Raw genomic sequence first — 13,180 nt, 5'->3', positions numbered from 1 at the left:
AGTCGGCTGTTAGTTTGGTTGCCACATTAATAAAGTGGTCCCCTGGTTTTTCGCATTATTGGATCTGGCGTCACCCTGTACATGTGCCAATCTTCAGATATCTCACCCGATTGCGTAGGCCTGCCATGAACCCTCGACTGGACTATTACAGCGCTTCCCCCAAGGCGATGAAGGCAATGATTGCCATGGAGGCCCTGACCAGCAGTTTGAGCATCGAAGCGCCGCTGCTGCACCTGATCAAGATCCGCGCGTCGCAGCTCAACGGCTGTGCGTTCTGCACCGACATGCACTCGGTGGATGCCCGGCGCCTGGGTGAAAGCGACCGGCGCCTGTATTCCATCGTGGTCTGGCGCGACAGCAACTTCTTCAACCCGCGCGAGCGCGCCGCCCTGGCCTGGACCGAAGCGGTGACGCTGCTGTCGGAAAACCACGTGCCAGATGACGTCTATGAACAGGCGCGGGAGCAGTTCAGCGAAGGCGAACTGGTGGACCTGACGATCGCCGTCACCACCATCAACAGCTGGAACCGGCTGGCGGTGAGCTTCCGGCAAAGCCCCAGCACCTGAGCGGCTGTCATATCTGCTTCATGAACGATGCGCAGGATGGAGCTCCCAGTGATCGATCGACAGGGAGTCATCAATGTCATTCATGGAGCCGGCCGGCCAGCGATTCATCGCGCAATACCGCGCGCCTCTCGAAACCACCTCCACCGACTGGCGCGCCCGTGCGGCCGGGATTGATCCGCTGTCGGCGCAGTGCTTCAGCGTCACCGCCCGCTGCGGCTGCTACATGCAGGCGGCTCGCCGCCTCAATATCAAGTCGACCCTGCTGCGCAAGCAATTGGCCCGGCTTGAGTCGCAACTGCATTGCACGTTATTCAGCTCTTCTGACAACGGCGTAGCCCTCAGCCGCGACGGGCTGCAGTTGCAGGCACAGTTGATCGCGCTGGCCCACGAACGTGATTTACCGGTCATCGAACAGCCGCGGATACGCCTGGCCGTCGCCGAATCGATACTGCACGACATTCTCGGTCGCGACCTGGTGGCGTTGCTGCGACGCAATGCCAGCGTTCGCCTTGACATCATCAGCCTGGACAGCGAGTTGGCCCTGCGAGCGGTGAGCGCCGATGTGGTGGTGTGGCTGGCGAGCACCGACGCGCCACTGCCGGGGCCGAGTTTCGCCACCGCCGAGCCCGAATGCCTGGCGCGGCTGGACTATCTGCCACACATCGCCAAGCGCTATTCACGGGCGGCCTCGCGTCCCGACAACCTGGAGGACCTGTCCGACTTCCTCCTGGTGCAATGGCAGCAGGACCGCGAGATCGACAGCTTCCGGCCGTGGAATTCGCTGGTCGATCAGCGACTGGCCGGGGTCGTGCAGCTGCACGCCTATGGGTTGATGCTGGAGATGATCCGCTGCAGTGCCTGCATTGGCCTGTTGCCCGGGTACATGAGCCGCTTCGACCGCGGGTTGATCGGCCTGCCGGAGCTGTTCAGCCAGCCGATGCAGCGCCAGGTGTGGATGGCGGTAAATGCCGAGTCCCAGAGCGAGGCGCAGGTGCAGATGCTGGTGGAGTTGATCCATGGCACCTTCCGTGAGCGGCAGGAGTGGTTCCAAAGCTGACTCAGATCAACTGTAGGAGCGAGCCTGCTCGCGATGTACGTCAGAACACCACGGGGTGTCAGGCTGCCAGCGTTATCGTTGACGCCCATCGCGAGCAGGCTCGCTCCTACAAGGTAATGCGGGGCTCTCGTCAGCCAGGAGAGCGGCAAGGTAGAGTGACCGGCCATGTCTGCATCAAGGATGAATCACCCATGCCTGTCACCGAGCCCGTCATCACCCTTGAACGCCTCAACGAATCCCACATCGAAGGCATTACCGCGCTTTACCACGAACCTGCGGTTTTGCGTCAAACGCTGCAAATGCCGTTTTTGTCCAGCGAGATCTGGCGCAAGCGCCTGGCGGCGTATGACGAACGGGTCGTGCAACTGGTAGCGCTGCATCAAGGCGCTGTCATCGGCAACCTGACCCTGGAACAGTTTTCGCGCATTCGCCGCAGCCACGCCGGCAGCTTCGGCATGGGCGTTGCGCGGGCCTGGCAAGGCAAGGGCGTGGGTTCGAAACTGCTGGCGGCGGCGCTCGATATTGCCGACAACTGGATGAACCTGCGCCGTGTCGAACTGACGGTGTATGTCGACAATGAACCCGCCATCGGCCTGTATCGCAAATTCGGTTTCGAGACCGAAGGATTGTTGCGCGACTACGGGTTGCGCGAGGGCCGTTGGGTCGACGTCTTGAGCATGGCGCGCATTCGGCAGATGCCCGATCACGCTTGAACGACCTCCCGGCGTTTTGTCGTACGCGAGCAGTGCGCATCTGCCATGCTGAAAGTCCGCAGTACCGCTTCAACCTAAGGAACATCGCAATGGACGACGTACAGCAACTGGGCGAGATGCTTCGCCATTACGCAGAAAGCGAAGCGCACAAAAAGCAAGTGTTCGAGTCGCAATCGGCCGTGTGGGCGACACGCATTGATGAGTTGTTCGATCAGATCCAGCAGTGGCTGGAGCCGGTGCTGGCGCCCAACCTGTTGGAGGTAAGGCGCGAGCCGTATATTGCGTCCGGGCCGAGCGTGCCGGTCGAAACGTCGACGTTCAGGACCGAGAAGCTGTCCATTGTAATTACCGGCAAGCCGGTGGAGTTCGTGCCGGATGTGATGGGTGTCAGCGGGCAGATCTCGCTCGCGGTCATGGGCTTTACCGCCGCGCGTTATGGCAGCGTTTCGTTGGTCTGCGTGCCACCGTCCAGTGACTGGCAGTGGCGCAAGACCAATGGCTTGAAGGACCCGGACACTTTTGCATTCGATGCGGATTTTCTCGCCCAACAGCTGCAGAGCCTGATTCCTCGCGAGCGCAGCTGAATACTTTGACCTTACACCTATCCCTGTAGGAGCGAGCTTGCTCGCGAAGACGGCGGTACAGGCAACATCAGTGTTGACTGACAGACCGCTATCGCGAGCAAGCTCGCTCCCACAGTGGATGGGTGTCCCACATTGAACGGGGTGTGCTTCAGATTTCCAGGTTGCCCCAACCTGGCTTCTCAACTTCCGGCGCCACCGCATTGATGGTCTTGCCGGTAGCCGCTTCCACCCGCCGCGCCACGTCCGGATCATCCGCAAAGGGGATCAGGCTTGCCTCATCAAGACTCTCGGCGCTGTGGTGCTTCAAGCAGTATTCGACCGCCAGCCAAAGACCCACGACCCCCAGAACATTCAGTGCGATCTCGATCATCAGGCGATCCGCGCCTCCCGCTCGGCCATCGACACGTCGGCTACCCGCACCGTTCGCCACACGTTCCAGGCCATCAGCAACATGCCGCCGAGGAAGAACACGCCACCGACAAAACGCACCACGAACCCCGGATGGCTGGCCTGCAAAGCCTCGACGAAGGAATAGGTCAGCGTGCCGTCGTCGTTGATCGCGCGCCACATCAGGCCTTGGGTGATGCCATTGACCCACATCGAGGCGATGTACAGCACGGTGCCGATGGTTGCCAGCCAGAAGTGCAGGTTGATCAGTGGCGTGCTGTGCATCTGCTCACGGCCAAAGACCTTGGGCACCATGTGGTAGGTCGCGCCGAAGGTGATCATCGCCACCCAGCCCAGGGCCCCGGCGTGCACGTGGCCGATGGTCCAGTCGGTGTAGTGGGAGAGGGCGTTGACCGTCTTGATCGCCATCATCGGCCCTTCGAAGGTCGACATGCCGTAGAAGGCCAGCGATAGCACCAGAAAGCGCAGGATCGGGTCGGTGCGCAATTTATGCCAGGCGCCCGACAGGGTCATCATGCCGTTGATCATCCCGCCCCAGCTCGGTGCCAGCAGGATCAGCGACATGGCCATGCCCAGCGACTGCGCCCAGTCCGGCAGCGCGGTGTAGTGCAGGTGATGGGGGCCGGCCCAGATGTACAGGGTGATCAGCGCCCAGAAATGCACGATCGACAAGCGATACGAGTACACCGGCCGTCCCACCTGTTTCGGCACGAAGTAATACATCATCCCCAGGAAACCCGTGGTCAGGAAAAAGCCCACGGCGTTGTGCCCGTACCACCACTGCACCATGGCATCGGTGGCGCCGGAATACACCGGGTAGGACTTGAACCAGCTCACCGGAATCGAGAGGTGGTTGACCACGTGCAGCATCGCGATCACCACGATGAAGGCGCCGAAGAACCAGTTGCCGACGTAGATGTGTTTGGTCTTGCGCCGCACCAGCGTGGTGAAGAACACGACGGCATAGGCCACCCAGACCACGGTCATCCACACCGCGCCGGAGAATTCGATCTCGGCGTATTCCTTGGTGGTGGTATAGCCCAGCGGCAGACTGATCAGCATCACCACGATCACCGACTGCCAGCCCCAGAACGTGAAGGCGGCGAGGGTGTCCGAGAACAGTCGCACCTGGCAGGTACGCTGCAGTGCGTAGTAGCTGGCGGCGAATTGTGCGCTGCCGGCGAATCCGAAAATCACCAGGCTGGTGTGCAACGGTCGCAGGCGGCCAAAGCTGGTCCACGGCAGGTCGAGGTTCATTTCGGGCCATACCAGTTGCGAGGCGATCCACACCCCCATCGCCATCCCCACGACGCCCCAGAAAACGGTGGCCACCACGAATTGGCGGACGACCTTGTAGTTGTAGGCCTGTCCGAGAGTTGCTGTGCTCATGCTCAATGCTTCCACGGTTGCAAAGTCGGGCAACTGTAAAAACACCGGCAAATTCAAAACAGACTCAGGGAAAACTGATTTGTGCGGATCAGATCAGCAGCGAGGCGAGCTGGACTGCTCTACCTCTGATACGGTTTTTTCACGAATATCTGAATCTGTAATGAAAATCAGCACAGGTCCATAGTCGCTACCTCGAAACGAGCCGCAGAGCCCGACTCCTGACGCAACCCCTGTAGGAGCGAGCCTGCTCGCGATGGACGTCAACGAAAACACGAACATCCTGGAAAAACGCGTTGCCTTTGACTCCATCGCGAGCAGGCTCGCTCCTACAGGAGATTGTGCCTAACCCTGATGAGGTAGCCAGATGTATCAGTACGACGACTATGACCGGGCGCTGGTGTTCGAGCGGGTTGTGCAGTTTCGCGATCAGGTCGAGCGCTACATGGCCGGTGAATTGAGCGAGGAAGAGTTCCTGCCGCTGCGCCTGCAAAACGGCCTGTACCTGCAAAAACACGCCTACATGCTGCGGGTGGCGATTCCCTATGGCACGTTGAGCGCCCGGCAGATGCGCACGCTGGCGAGCATCGCCCGGGATTACGATCGCGGTTACGGCCATTTCACCACCCGCCAGAACATGCAGTTCAACTGGATCGAACTGGCCCAGGTGCCGGAGATCCTCGAGCGCCTGGCCGAGGTGCAGATGCATGCGATCCAGACCTCCGGCAACTGCGTGCGCAACATCACCACCGAAGCCTTCGCCGGGGTCGCGGCGGACGAAATGATCGACCCGCGTCCGCTGGCCGAAATCCTGCGCCAATGGTCGACCATCAACCCGGAGTTCCTGTTTCTGCCGCGCAAGTTCAAGATCGCTATCTGCTCCGCCGAGCAGGACCGGGCGGCGATCATGATGCATGACATCGGCTTGTATCTTTATCCCGGTGAAGACGGGCAAATGCTGCTGCGGGTGATCGTCGGTGGCGGTCTGGGGCGCACGCCGATCCTTGGTTTGCAGATCCGCGAAGACTTGCCGTGGCAACACTTGCTGTCCTACGTCGAAGCGGTACTGCGGGTGTACAACCGCCATGGCCGGCGTGACAACAAGTACAAGGCGCGGATCAAGATCCTGGTCAAGGCATTGGGCATCGAAGCCTTCGCCCGGGAAGTGGAGGAGGAGTGGCAGTACCTCAAGGACGGCCCGGCACAACTGACCCTCGATGAGTTCGAACGCGTCGCCAGTGCCTTCGTCGCGCCGGACTATCGTGAACTGGCCGGCACCGATCTGCAGTTCGGTACCCACATGGCGCAGAACCCGGCGTTCGCGCGCTGGGTGTTGCGCAACGTGCAGGCGCACAAGGTACCGGGCTATGTCAGCGTGGTGCTGTCGACCAAACCCGGCATCAGCGCGCCACCGGGCGATGTCACCACGGCGCAGATGGAAGCGATTGCCGACTGGTCCGAGCGCTTCGGTTTCGGCGAAATCCGCATCGCCCACGAACAGAACGTGGTCCTGCCGGACGTGCCCAAGGCTGACCTGTTCGCGCTGTGGCGCCTGGCCTGCGAGCACGATCTGGGCAGCGCCAACGTCGGTTTGCTCACGGACATGATTGCCTGCCCCGGTGGCGATTTCTGCGCGCTGGCCAACGCCAAGTCGATCCCCATCGCCCAGGGCATTGCCGCGCGCTTCGAAGACCTCGACTACCTGCACGACCTGGGCGATATCAGCCTCAACATCTCCGGCTGCATGAATGCCTGCGGTCACCACCACATCGGCAATATCGGCATTCTCGGCGTCGACAAGAACGGGAGCGAGTGGTACCAGATCACCCTCGGCGGCGCCCAGGGCAAGAACAGCGCACTGGGCAAAGTCATCGGCCCATCCTTCAGCGCCAGTGAAGTACCCGACGTCATCGAGCGCATCGTCGAGACCTTCGTGCGTTACCGCGAAAGCGAAGAACTGTTCGTCGACACCGTGCAACGCATTGGCCTTGAACCGTTCAAGGAGTCGGTTTACCCCAAAGCGCTGGAGGTGTCGGCATGAACAATCTGTTGCGGCTGGAAGAGGGCGTGGCGCGTATCGACGACGAAGATTCGTGGACGCTGGTCAGGGACGTGGAGGCGCCATTGCCGATGGGGGCATTGATTCTGCCGCTGGCCAAGTGGCTGGAAAACCCGCAGCAACAGGCGGTGTGGCTGGGGCCGGACGATGAGCTGGAAGCTCTCAAGCCCTGGTTCACCCAACTGCCGTTGATTGCGCTGGACTTCCCCAGCTTTCGCGACGGCCGTGCCTACAGCCAGGCCTATCTGCTGCGTACCCGATTGGGCTGGACCGGCGAGTTGCGCGCCATCGGCGATGTACTGCGTGATCAGCTGAGCCATATGCGCCAGTGCGGTTTCGACAGTTTCGCCGTGCGCGAAGACAAATCCGCGGAGGATGCGCTGAAAGGGCTGGCGGGGATGAGCGTGTTGTATGGGCGTTCGGTGATTGAACCCAGGCCGTTGTTTCGGCGGCGGTAAACGCCAGAAAGCAAAAGATCGCAGCCAGCGGCAGTTCCTGAGGGAGCTGCTATTGGCTGCGATCTCTCGATTTGATCAGTTGATGCGAACCAGCGCCGCGCGATCGGCTGGCGACAGCTGATCGATTTCCAGCAGGGTCAGGCTTTTCGGCGCTTCGCCAGCCACTGGGTTGCCGAGGTTACCGGCTGCGTTCTCAGGCAGTTTGTACATGGCGCCGGTCATCGGATCGACGATCAGCATGCCAATCACGCCGCCGAGCAGGATGTTGCCCCAGTACCAGCCGCTCATGCTGGTATCCAGCGTGGTGCTGGTGTCGGCAAAACCTTCCTTCTTGAAGGTGATGGTGTAGGTCTCACCCTTGAAGTAGCCACGACCCGAAGGCAGGGTCACGGTGTTGGGTGTGGCGCCGTTATGCACGACAACGCCGGCCTTGTTGGTGATGATGAAGTTGGCGCCGCTTGGGGTGCTCGATACGTTTACCGGGTATTTGCTGTCGCCAACGATGCTTGCGCAGCCCGACATCAGGAGGGTAGTGGTCAGGGCCGAGAGGGTGATCAGCTTGCGCAGGGTTTGCATGGTAGATCCTTGAGACTGGGTTTTGCCGTCATTGGCCGAGGCAGGCTTCATGCAGGCCTCGAAGTAAAAAAGGGGGTATTTGCAGCGACGCGAACTCTATCACTAGTGGCGTAGTGATATCACGCAAAATCGAATGGAATCAGGAGTGATCTGTAGGAGCGAGCATGCTCGCGATGTTCGTTAACGATGACGCTGGCTGCCTGATACCCCGCGGCACTCTTTCGTCCATCGCGAGCATGCTCGCTCCTACAGTTGAAGGGGGCTCATTTCAGCGCCGGATCGCCCATGTTCATTTTCTTCCAGCCCTGCAACAGCACCTGCGCCTTGGGCTCCTGCCCGTTGTTGAGGTAGTACTGGATCAGCGCCAGGCGCGCATTGCGGTTGGTGGGATCGACCTTCAACAACCGCTCAAGCTCTTCACAGGCTTGATCCACCTTGCCGCTGTCGTGAAGCGCCACTGCCAGCACATAACCGTATTGCGCGGTCTGTGGCTCCAGTTGCGCAGCCTTGTGCAGGTACGACATGGCCTGCGCCGATTGGCCGGCGCGTACCAGCGCCAGGCCCTGGGTGTGTTGCAGCAGGGCGGCGTCGGGGTGTTCTTTCAGGCCTTGCGCCAGCAGCGCCTGCGCCTCCTGGCTGCGGCCATTGGCCTCCAGCCACTGCACCAGTGTCACCAGCGCCGGGTAGAAGTCCGGATCACGCTGGAGTGCGGTGCGCAGCAGCGCTTCAACCTCCCCATTGCGACCACTGGCCTGATACAGCAGCGCCAGGTTGAGGTTGGCTTCGGCGCGTTCGAGCAGGCTCCGTTGCACCGCCTCGTACTCGGCGATGGCGCTGTTCCAGCTTTCCTGCGCCGTGCCCAGGCCACTGCGTGCCACGCTGAGCAAGTCCCGCGCCGCCGCAATGCGCACGGCTTTCACCGGATCGTTCAGCAACGGCGTCAGCAGCGGCGCGCGTTCCGGTGGCGGCAGGAACGCGCTGAGCGCATGCACGGCGCTTTCACGCACCTGTGGTGCCGGGTTGTTCAGGTCTTTGGTTGCCAGTTTCAGCGCCTGTTCACTGGGGTAGGCAGGCAGCTCGTTGAGCAAGGTCGCCCGCTGGATCGCCGGCAGGTTGCTGCGCTGCAATTGCTCGTACAAGGCTTGTGCCGCACCCGCCTGGCCGTTGCGAATCAGCCACAGGCTTTCATCGTAACGCGGGGCCTGCGCCGCACTTTCGGCGCTCCACAGTTTGAATTGCTCGGTGATTTTTTCACCGGCATCGTCCCCGGCCTTGCCCTGGTGACAGGTCAGGCAAGCGTCCGGCGTGCCGAGCTTTTGCGCGCGTTCGGGGTTGGGGATGCTGAAGCTGTGGTCGTGACGGAAGTCGTTGCCCATGTAGAACTTGCCGGGCATGTGGCAATCCACGCACTGCGAACCCGGTTGCCCCATGGTGTGGCGGGTGTGTTCGATGGAGTCGTAGTTCTTCGCTTGCAGGCCCTTGCCGTCGACGCCTTCGACCGTGGTCTTGCCCGCCGTGTTGTGGCATTGCAGGCAGACGCCGTTGCCGGGCGCCTTGAGTTGGGTGCTGTGGGGGTTGTGGCAATTGCTGCAACGCACGCCCTTGTCGAACATTTTACTTTGGGCGAAGGAGCCGTGTTCGAACACCTCATCCTTGATCTTGCCGTCCAGGGCGTACAACTCGCGGGTCAGGGTACTCGGCAGATAGTCATCCATCAGGCGCTTGCCGACGGTGTAGCCATCGCCCAGTGGCGCGCGGCGGGAGTGGCAGCGGGCGCAGGTTTCGATCTCGACGGTGGCGTTCTTGTCCTTGAGGTCGACGGCAAATCCTGCGTGGATCAGGTCAGTCTTTTTCGCCGTCCATTGCAGATGGTTGGACGCCGGTCCGTGGCAGGCCTGGCAACCGACACCGAGGCTGTTCCACTGACTGTCGAAGGTATTTTTCGCCGCATCGAAATTGCGCTTGTAACCGGTGGTGTGGCACTCGACGCACATGAAGTTGGCGTTCTGGCTCGGCTTGCTCCAGTGCAACGGGTCCTTGAAGGTCACGCCCTGGCCCGGATAGAGATGAAACCAGCGCTGCTTCTCGGTATCCCAGGCCACGCCCAGGGCCTGCAGGCGGCCATCGCCGACTTCAATCAGGTATTGCTGCAACGGCGCGATGCCGAAGGTGTAGGCGACCTTGAAGTCGGCGTTCTTGCCATCGATACCGGGGGTGTTGACCCAGAAACCGTCGTCCTTGCGCGAGAAGCGGGTGGTTTCGTTTTCCGCCTTGAACGTGACGTCGTTGAAGTCACCGAGCATGGTGTCGGCGCTGGCCGCCTGCATCGCCAACTGGTGATGGGAACCTTGCCAGTCCTTGACCTGGGCGCTGTGGCAGCCCTGGCATTGCTGTTCGTCGACCATGGTTGCGGGTGCTGTCTCAGGTGCGGCGGCCACCGGTTGCGGCTTGACCGGTTGCACGGCGGGTTTGCTGACGGGGGCGAGGGGCACAGGTGCCGGTTGGCTGCCGAACAGAAACCAGCCGATGCCCGCGACGGCCAGCAGCAGGACGCCGATGGTGACGGGAAACAGGTAGCGGTTGATCAGGGTTGCTCGGGAATCAGGCGTTGCGGTTGGCGCTTTGTTTTTATGTGTCGGCATTACGACTTCCGTAGTCAAGGTACGCGTTCATGCTCAATGCAGCTTTGTCGGATGTTACACACCTGTCAAATGCCGGCACCTCCTCTGTAGGAGCGAGCATGCTCGCGATGGACGTCAACGATGATGCGGGAAACCTGACACCCCGCGGTGTTCATGAGTCCATCGCGAGCATGCTCGCTCCTACAAATAACATTTACTCCCCGACAAACCAGCGGTAATACGGATTGCCCCCATCCCCGCGCATCACCTCGCGTATATCCCGGGCCCAGGCGTCGCGGTCGCCGTCATAGGCATGCAGGCTCGCGCGATAGAACTGCATCAGGCGTTGCCGATGGGTGTCCATGCGTTCATTGAAACCGGCGTCGGCATTGTGCAGCGGCGGCTCGGTGTGCAGATCCAGCAAAGCGGGCAGTACCCGGGTGATCTCCCCGGATCGCACCCATGGCGCGTATTCGATGCGAGGTTGATCGTCGGTCACCGCTGGCGCATCGGCGGCAAAGCGTTCCAGGCCGGCGCGATCCGTCACCCAGGTGGCGAGCAGGGCCGGCGCCGAACCGATGCCGACATCCTGCAAGGTGCTGCGTACGCTTTCCTGCTGGAACCGTGCGCCGATCTTCGTGGCGTCCAGTTCGATCGGTTCCAGCGAACCCACCAGCAGCATCTCGTGGAACTCGCTGGTCCAGAGGGTGGCGTAGGGGAACACGTCGAGGAAGCTGCGCACCAGCGATCGCGAATCGTCGATGTTCTGCGTCGGCAGAGGCAGCCACTGGGCGACCAGACCCTGTTTTTGCAGGCGACTGGCAGCCAGTTGGTAGAAATCCCGGGAATACAGGTTGACCACCCCGGCCGCCGAGGGCGGTGGCGGTTCGAGGGTGATCAGGTCATAGCGCTGGGGATTGCGCAGCAACTCCTGGCGACCGTCGCGCAGGCGCACCTCGACGCCAGGCTCGGCAGCGGCATTGAAGTTGCCCTTGAACAATGGCGCGGCCTTGACCACCGATGGCAGCAGTTCGGCGACGACGCGATGCTCCAGGCCCGGATAGCGGGTCAGGGCGCCGGCGGTGATGCCGGTGCCGAAGCCGATCACCAGCGCCGAACGTGGCTCGCCGTTATGGATCAACAGCGGCAGCAGTGCCTGAATCCGCATGTAGCGCAGGGATGGCATGGCGTCGCCGGTATTCGAAACACCCTGGATGTACAAACGCTGGAATGTCTTCGCCCCCTTGCCCTGGCTCACCACGGCGACGGTGCCGCCACGTCCTTCTTCATAGAAGGTGATCGAGCCGTTACGCGCGCCGGGCAACAGGCTGGCCAGCTTGCCCGTCGGGGTAAAAACCGCGGCAACCAGCGCCACCAGGCCGATGGCGACCACGGCCTGGCGCCGGCCTTTCTTGACCCCATGACCCTTGCGCACGGCAAGGTAGCCAATGGCCGCAGCGATGATCGCCAGCAAACCAAGGGTCCGCACCAGCCCCAGCAGCGGGATCAAAACAAACCCGCAAAGCATCACGCCGATGATCCCGCCCAGGGTGTTGAACGCCACCACTTCGCCGACATTGCGTCCCACGTGCTCGCGGCCGACGCTCAGGCGCAGGGCCACGGGAAACGCCGCGCCGAGCAGCAGGGTCGGCACGAACACGATGCACAGGGCGGCCACCGCAAAGCGCGCGCTCATACCCAGCAACTCACTGCCACCAAGCGACAGCACCCAGGCTTCGAAGACGCTTTGCGCGAGCACCAGCCAGCGCCCGAGCAAGGCGATTTCCAGCAGCGCGATCAGCCCGGCACCGGCAATCAGCAAACCGAACACGCCCCAGGGATCGCGCAGGCGATCGACCCGGCGGGCGAGCAGGGCGCTACCGAGAAACAGCCCGGTCAGGTAGGACGCCAGCACCACCGCGAAGGCATAGGTACGGGTACTCATGAACTGCACGATCGATTGCGACCAGACCACCTCGTAACCCAGGGCCACGCCGCCGGCAATCGCATACAACCACAGCGCCAGGCGATCCGGCGCCTTTTCCGCGTGGTGTTTGACCGACGCCGCGCTGGAAAACGAACGCTGGCGCTGGTACCACAGGGCCCCGGCGGCGGCCAGCAGGTTGAGCATCGCCGCAAACAGCGCACTGCCACGCACGCCTAAAGTGGCGATCAACAGGAACGCGGCGAGCAGGGTCCCGGCAATGGCCCCGGCGGTGTTCGCGGCATACAACTGACCACCGGCCTTGCCCAGCTGCTGCGGATCGCTGGCCAGTGAGCGAACCAGCACCGGCAGGGTCCCGCCCATCAACAAGGCGGGAATGCCCACCAGCGCAAACGGCAGGATCCAGGCCAGCAGGCCCACCTGTTCTTCCAGCCAGGCAAAGGGACTGGCCGCCAGGCTCATGGCGAAGGTCGCGCCGACACCGAGCAGGGCCACCAGCACTTCCAGTGCGGCATACAACAGCACCGGTTGTTGCAGGCGGTCGGCCCAGCGGCCCAACCACAGGCCGCCCAGGGCCAGGCCTGCAAAAAATGCGCTGATCCCGGTGGTGATCGCGTACACCTCGACACCCACCACCAGTGACAGCTGCTTGATCCACAACACCTGATACACCAGCGCCGCGGCGCCGGAGACGAACAGCAACAGGGTGGGGATCAGCAACGCCGGGGAGGTGGCGTGGGTGGTGGGTATGGCCGACGACTTGCTGGCGACGCGTGAGGACATTGCCGATTGCCTTGTTCCGGTTCA

Annotated in this window: 11 protein-coding genes; 6 read left to right on the top strand and 5 right to left on the bottom strand. The window is 62.0% G+C overall.

The features are described 5' to 3' along the window. Window positions 1–125: 125 nt before the first annotated feature. From ABTV29_RS17005 to ABTV29_RS16990, 4 genes are all read left to right on the top strand, one after another. A complete protein-coding gene (locus ABTV29_RS17005; RefSeq protein WP_433765657.1) occupies window positions 126–566 on the top strand; it encodes a carboxymuconolactone decarboxylase family protein in 441 nt (146 codons plus the stop codon). Window positions 567–639: 73 nt separating this feature from the next. Then, window positions 640–1,623, top strand: a complete 984-nt coding sequence (locus ABTV29_RS17000; protein ID WP_433765655.1) for a LysR substrate-binding domain-containing protein — start codon at window positions 640–642, stop codon at window positions 1,621–1,623. Window positions 1,624–1,814: 191 nt separating this feature from the next. Beyond that, the gene (locus ABTV29_RS16995) at window positions 1,815–2,336 is read left to right on the top strand and encodes a GNAT family N-acetyltransferase (RefSeq protein ID WP_433765653.1); all 522 of its coding nucleotides are present in this window, start codon (window positions 1,815–1,817) and stop codon (window positions 2,334–2,336) included. 89 nt (window positions 2,337–2,425) lie between these two features. Beyond that, the gene (locus ABTV29_RS16990) at window positions 2,426–2,920 is read left to right on the top strand and encodes a hypothetical protein (protein ID WP_433765651.1); all 495 of its coding nucleotides are present in this window, start codon (window positions 2,426–2,428) and stop codon (window positions 2,918–2,920) included. Window positions 2,921–3,068: 148 nt separating this feature from the next. Here ABTV29_RS16990 and ABTV29_RS16985 read toward each other — a convergent pair whose 3' ends face one another. Together ABTV29_RS16985 and ccoN are read right to left on the bottom strand one after the other, a co-directional pair. Next, a complete protein-coding gene (locus ABTV29_RS16985) occupies window positions 3,069–3,290 on the bottom strand; it encodes a cbb3-type cytochrome c oxidase subunit 3 (RefSeq protein ID WP_433765650.1) in 222 nt (73 codons plus the stop codon). After that, window positions 3,290–4,717: a cytochrome-c oxidase, cbb3-type subunit I gene (gene ccoN, locus ABTV29_RS16980; RefSeq protein WP_433765648.1), complete on the bottom strand. Its 1,428-nt coding sequence runs from the start codon at window positions 4,715–4,717 to the stop codon at window positions 3,290–3,292. Before ccoN ends, ABTV29_RS16985 begins: the two co-directional genes overlap by 1 nt. Before the next feature lie 364 nt (window positions 4,718–5,081). Between ccoN and ABTV29_RS16975 the strand changes: the two genes are divergently transcribed. Continuing rightward, the gene (locus tag ABTV29_RS16975) at window positions 5,082–6,755 is read left to right on the top strand and encodes a nitrite/sulfite reductase (RefSeq protein ID WP_433765647.1); all 1,674 of its coding nucleotides are present in this window, start codon (window positions 5,082–5,084) and stop codon (window positions 6,753–6,755) included. Continuing rightward, window positions 6,752–7,231, top strand: a complete 480-nt coding sequence (locus tag ABTV29_RS16970) for a DUF934 domain-containing protein (protein ID WP_433765646.1) — start codon at window positions 6,752–6,754, stop codon at window positions 7,229–7,231. Before ABTV29_RS16975 ends, ABTV29_RS16970 begins: the two co-directional genes overlap by 4 nt. Before the next feature lie 75 nt (window positions 7,232–7,306). Here ABTV29_RS16970 and ABTV29_RS16965 read toward each other — a convergent pair whose 3' ends face one another. The 3 genes from ABTV29_RS16965 to ABTV29_RS16955 all read right to left on the bottom strand — a co-directional run bounded on the left by ABTV29_RS16965 (window position 7,307) and on the right by ABTV29_RS16955 (window position 13,156). Continuing rightward, complete coding sequence (locus ABTV29_RS16965; RefSeq protein WP_433765645.1) at window positions 7,307–7,807, bottom strand: hypothetical protein; 501 nt, start codon at window positions 7,805–7,807, stop codon at window positions 7,307–7,309. A 263-nt stretch (window positions 7,808–8,070) separates the two neighbouring features. Beyond that, window positions 8,071–10,449: a tetratricopeptide repeat protein gene (locus ABTV29_RS16960; protein WP_433765644.1), complete on the bottom strand. Its 2,379-nt coding sequence runs from the start codon at window positions 10,447–10,449 to the stop codon at window positions 8,071–8,073. Between the two features lie 193 nt (window positions 10,450–10,642). Next, window positions 10,643–13,156 carry a fused MFS/spermidine synthase gene (locus ABTV29_RS16955; protein WP_433765643.1) on the bottom strand — a complete coding sequence of 838 codons (2,514 nt, stop codon included), beginning with the start codon at window positions 13,154–13,156 and terminating at the stop codon, window positions 10,643–10,645. Window positions 13,157–13,180: the final 24 nt, after the last annotated feature.

The organism is Pseudomonas putida (genome assembly GCF_050989985.1).
Classification (GTDB): domain Bacteria; phylum Pseudomonadota; class Gammaproteobacteria; order Pseudomonadales; family Pseudomonadaceae; genus Aquipseudomonas; species Aquipseudomonas putida_AI.
Note: the sequence above shows the minus strand (reverse complement) of the source record. Positions and strands in the feature narration are given on the sequence as shown.

Bases quoted from the DNA above. Each gene is read 5' to 3' on its own strand.
- ABTV29_RS17005 (WP_433765657.1), top strand. From the start codon at position 126: ATGAACCCTCGACTGGACTATTACAGCGCTTCCCCCAAGGCGATGAAG.
- ABTV29_RS17000 (WP_433765655.1), top strand. From the start codon at position 640: ATGTCATTCATGGAGCCGGCCGGCCAGCGATTCATCGCGCAATACCGC.
- ABTV29_RS16995 (WP_433765653.1), top strand. From the start codon at position 1,815: ATGCCTGTCACCGAGCCCGTCATCACCCTTGAACGCCTCAACGAATCC.
- ABTV29_RS16990 (WP_433765651.1), top strand. From the start codon at position 2,426: ATGGACGACGTACAGCAACTGGGCGAGATGCTTCGCCATTACGCAGAA.
- ABTV29_RS16985 (WP_433765650.1), bottom strand. From the start codon at position 3,290: ATGATCGAGATCGCACTGAATGTTCTGGGGGTCGTGGGTCTTTGGCTG.
- ccoN (WP_433765648.1), bottom strand. From the start codon at position 4,717: ATGAGCACAGCAACTCTCGGACAGGCCTACAACTACAAGGTCGTCCGC.
- ABTV29_RS16975 (WP_433765647.1), top strand. From the start codon at position 5,082: ATGTATCAGTACGACGACTATGACCGGGCGCTGGTGTTCGAGCGGGTT.
- ABTV29_RS16970 (WP_433765646.1), top strand. From the start codon at position 6,752: ATGAACAATCTGTTGCGGCTGGAAGAGGGCGTGGCGCGTATCGACGAC.
- ABTV29_RS16965 (WP_433765645.1), bottom strand. From the start codon at position 7,807: ATGCAAACCCTGCGCAAGCTGATCACCCTCTCGGCCCTGACCACTACC.
- ABTV29_RS16960 (WP_433765644.1), bottom strand. From the start codon at position 10,449: ATGCCGACACATAAAAACAAAGCGCCAACCGCAACGCCTGATTCCCGA.
- ABTV29_RS16955 (WP_433765643.1), bottom strand. From the start codon at position 13,156: ATGTCCTCACGCGTCGCCAGCAAGTCGTCGGCCATACCCACCACCCAC.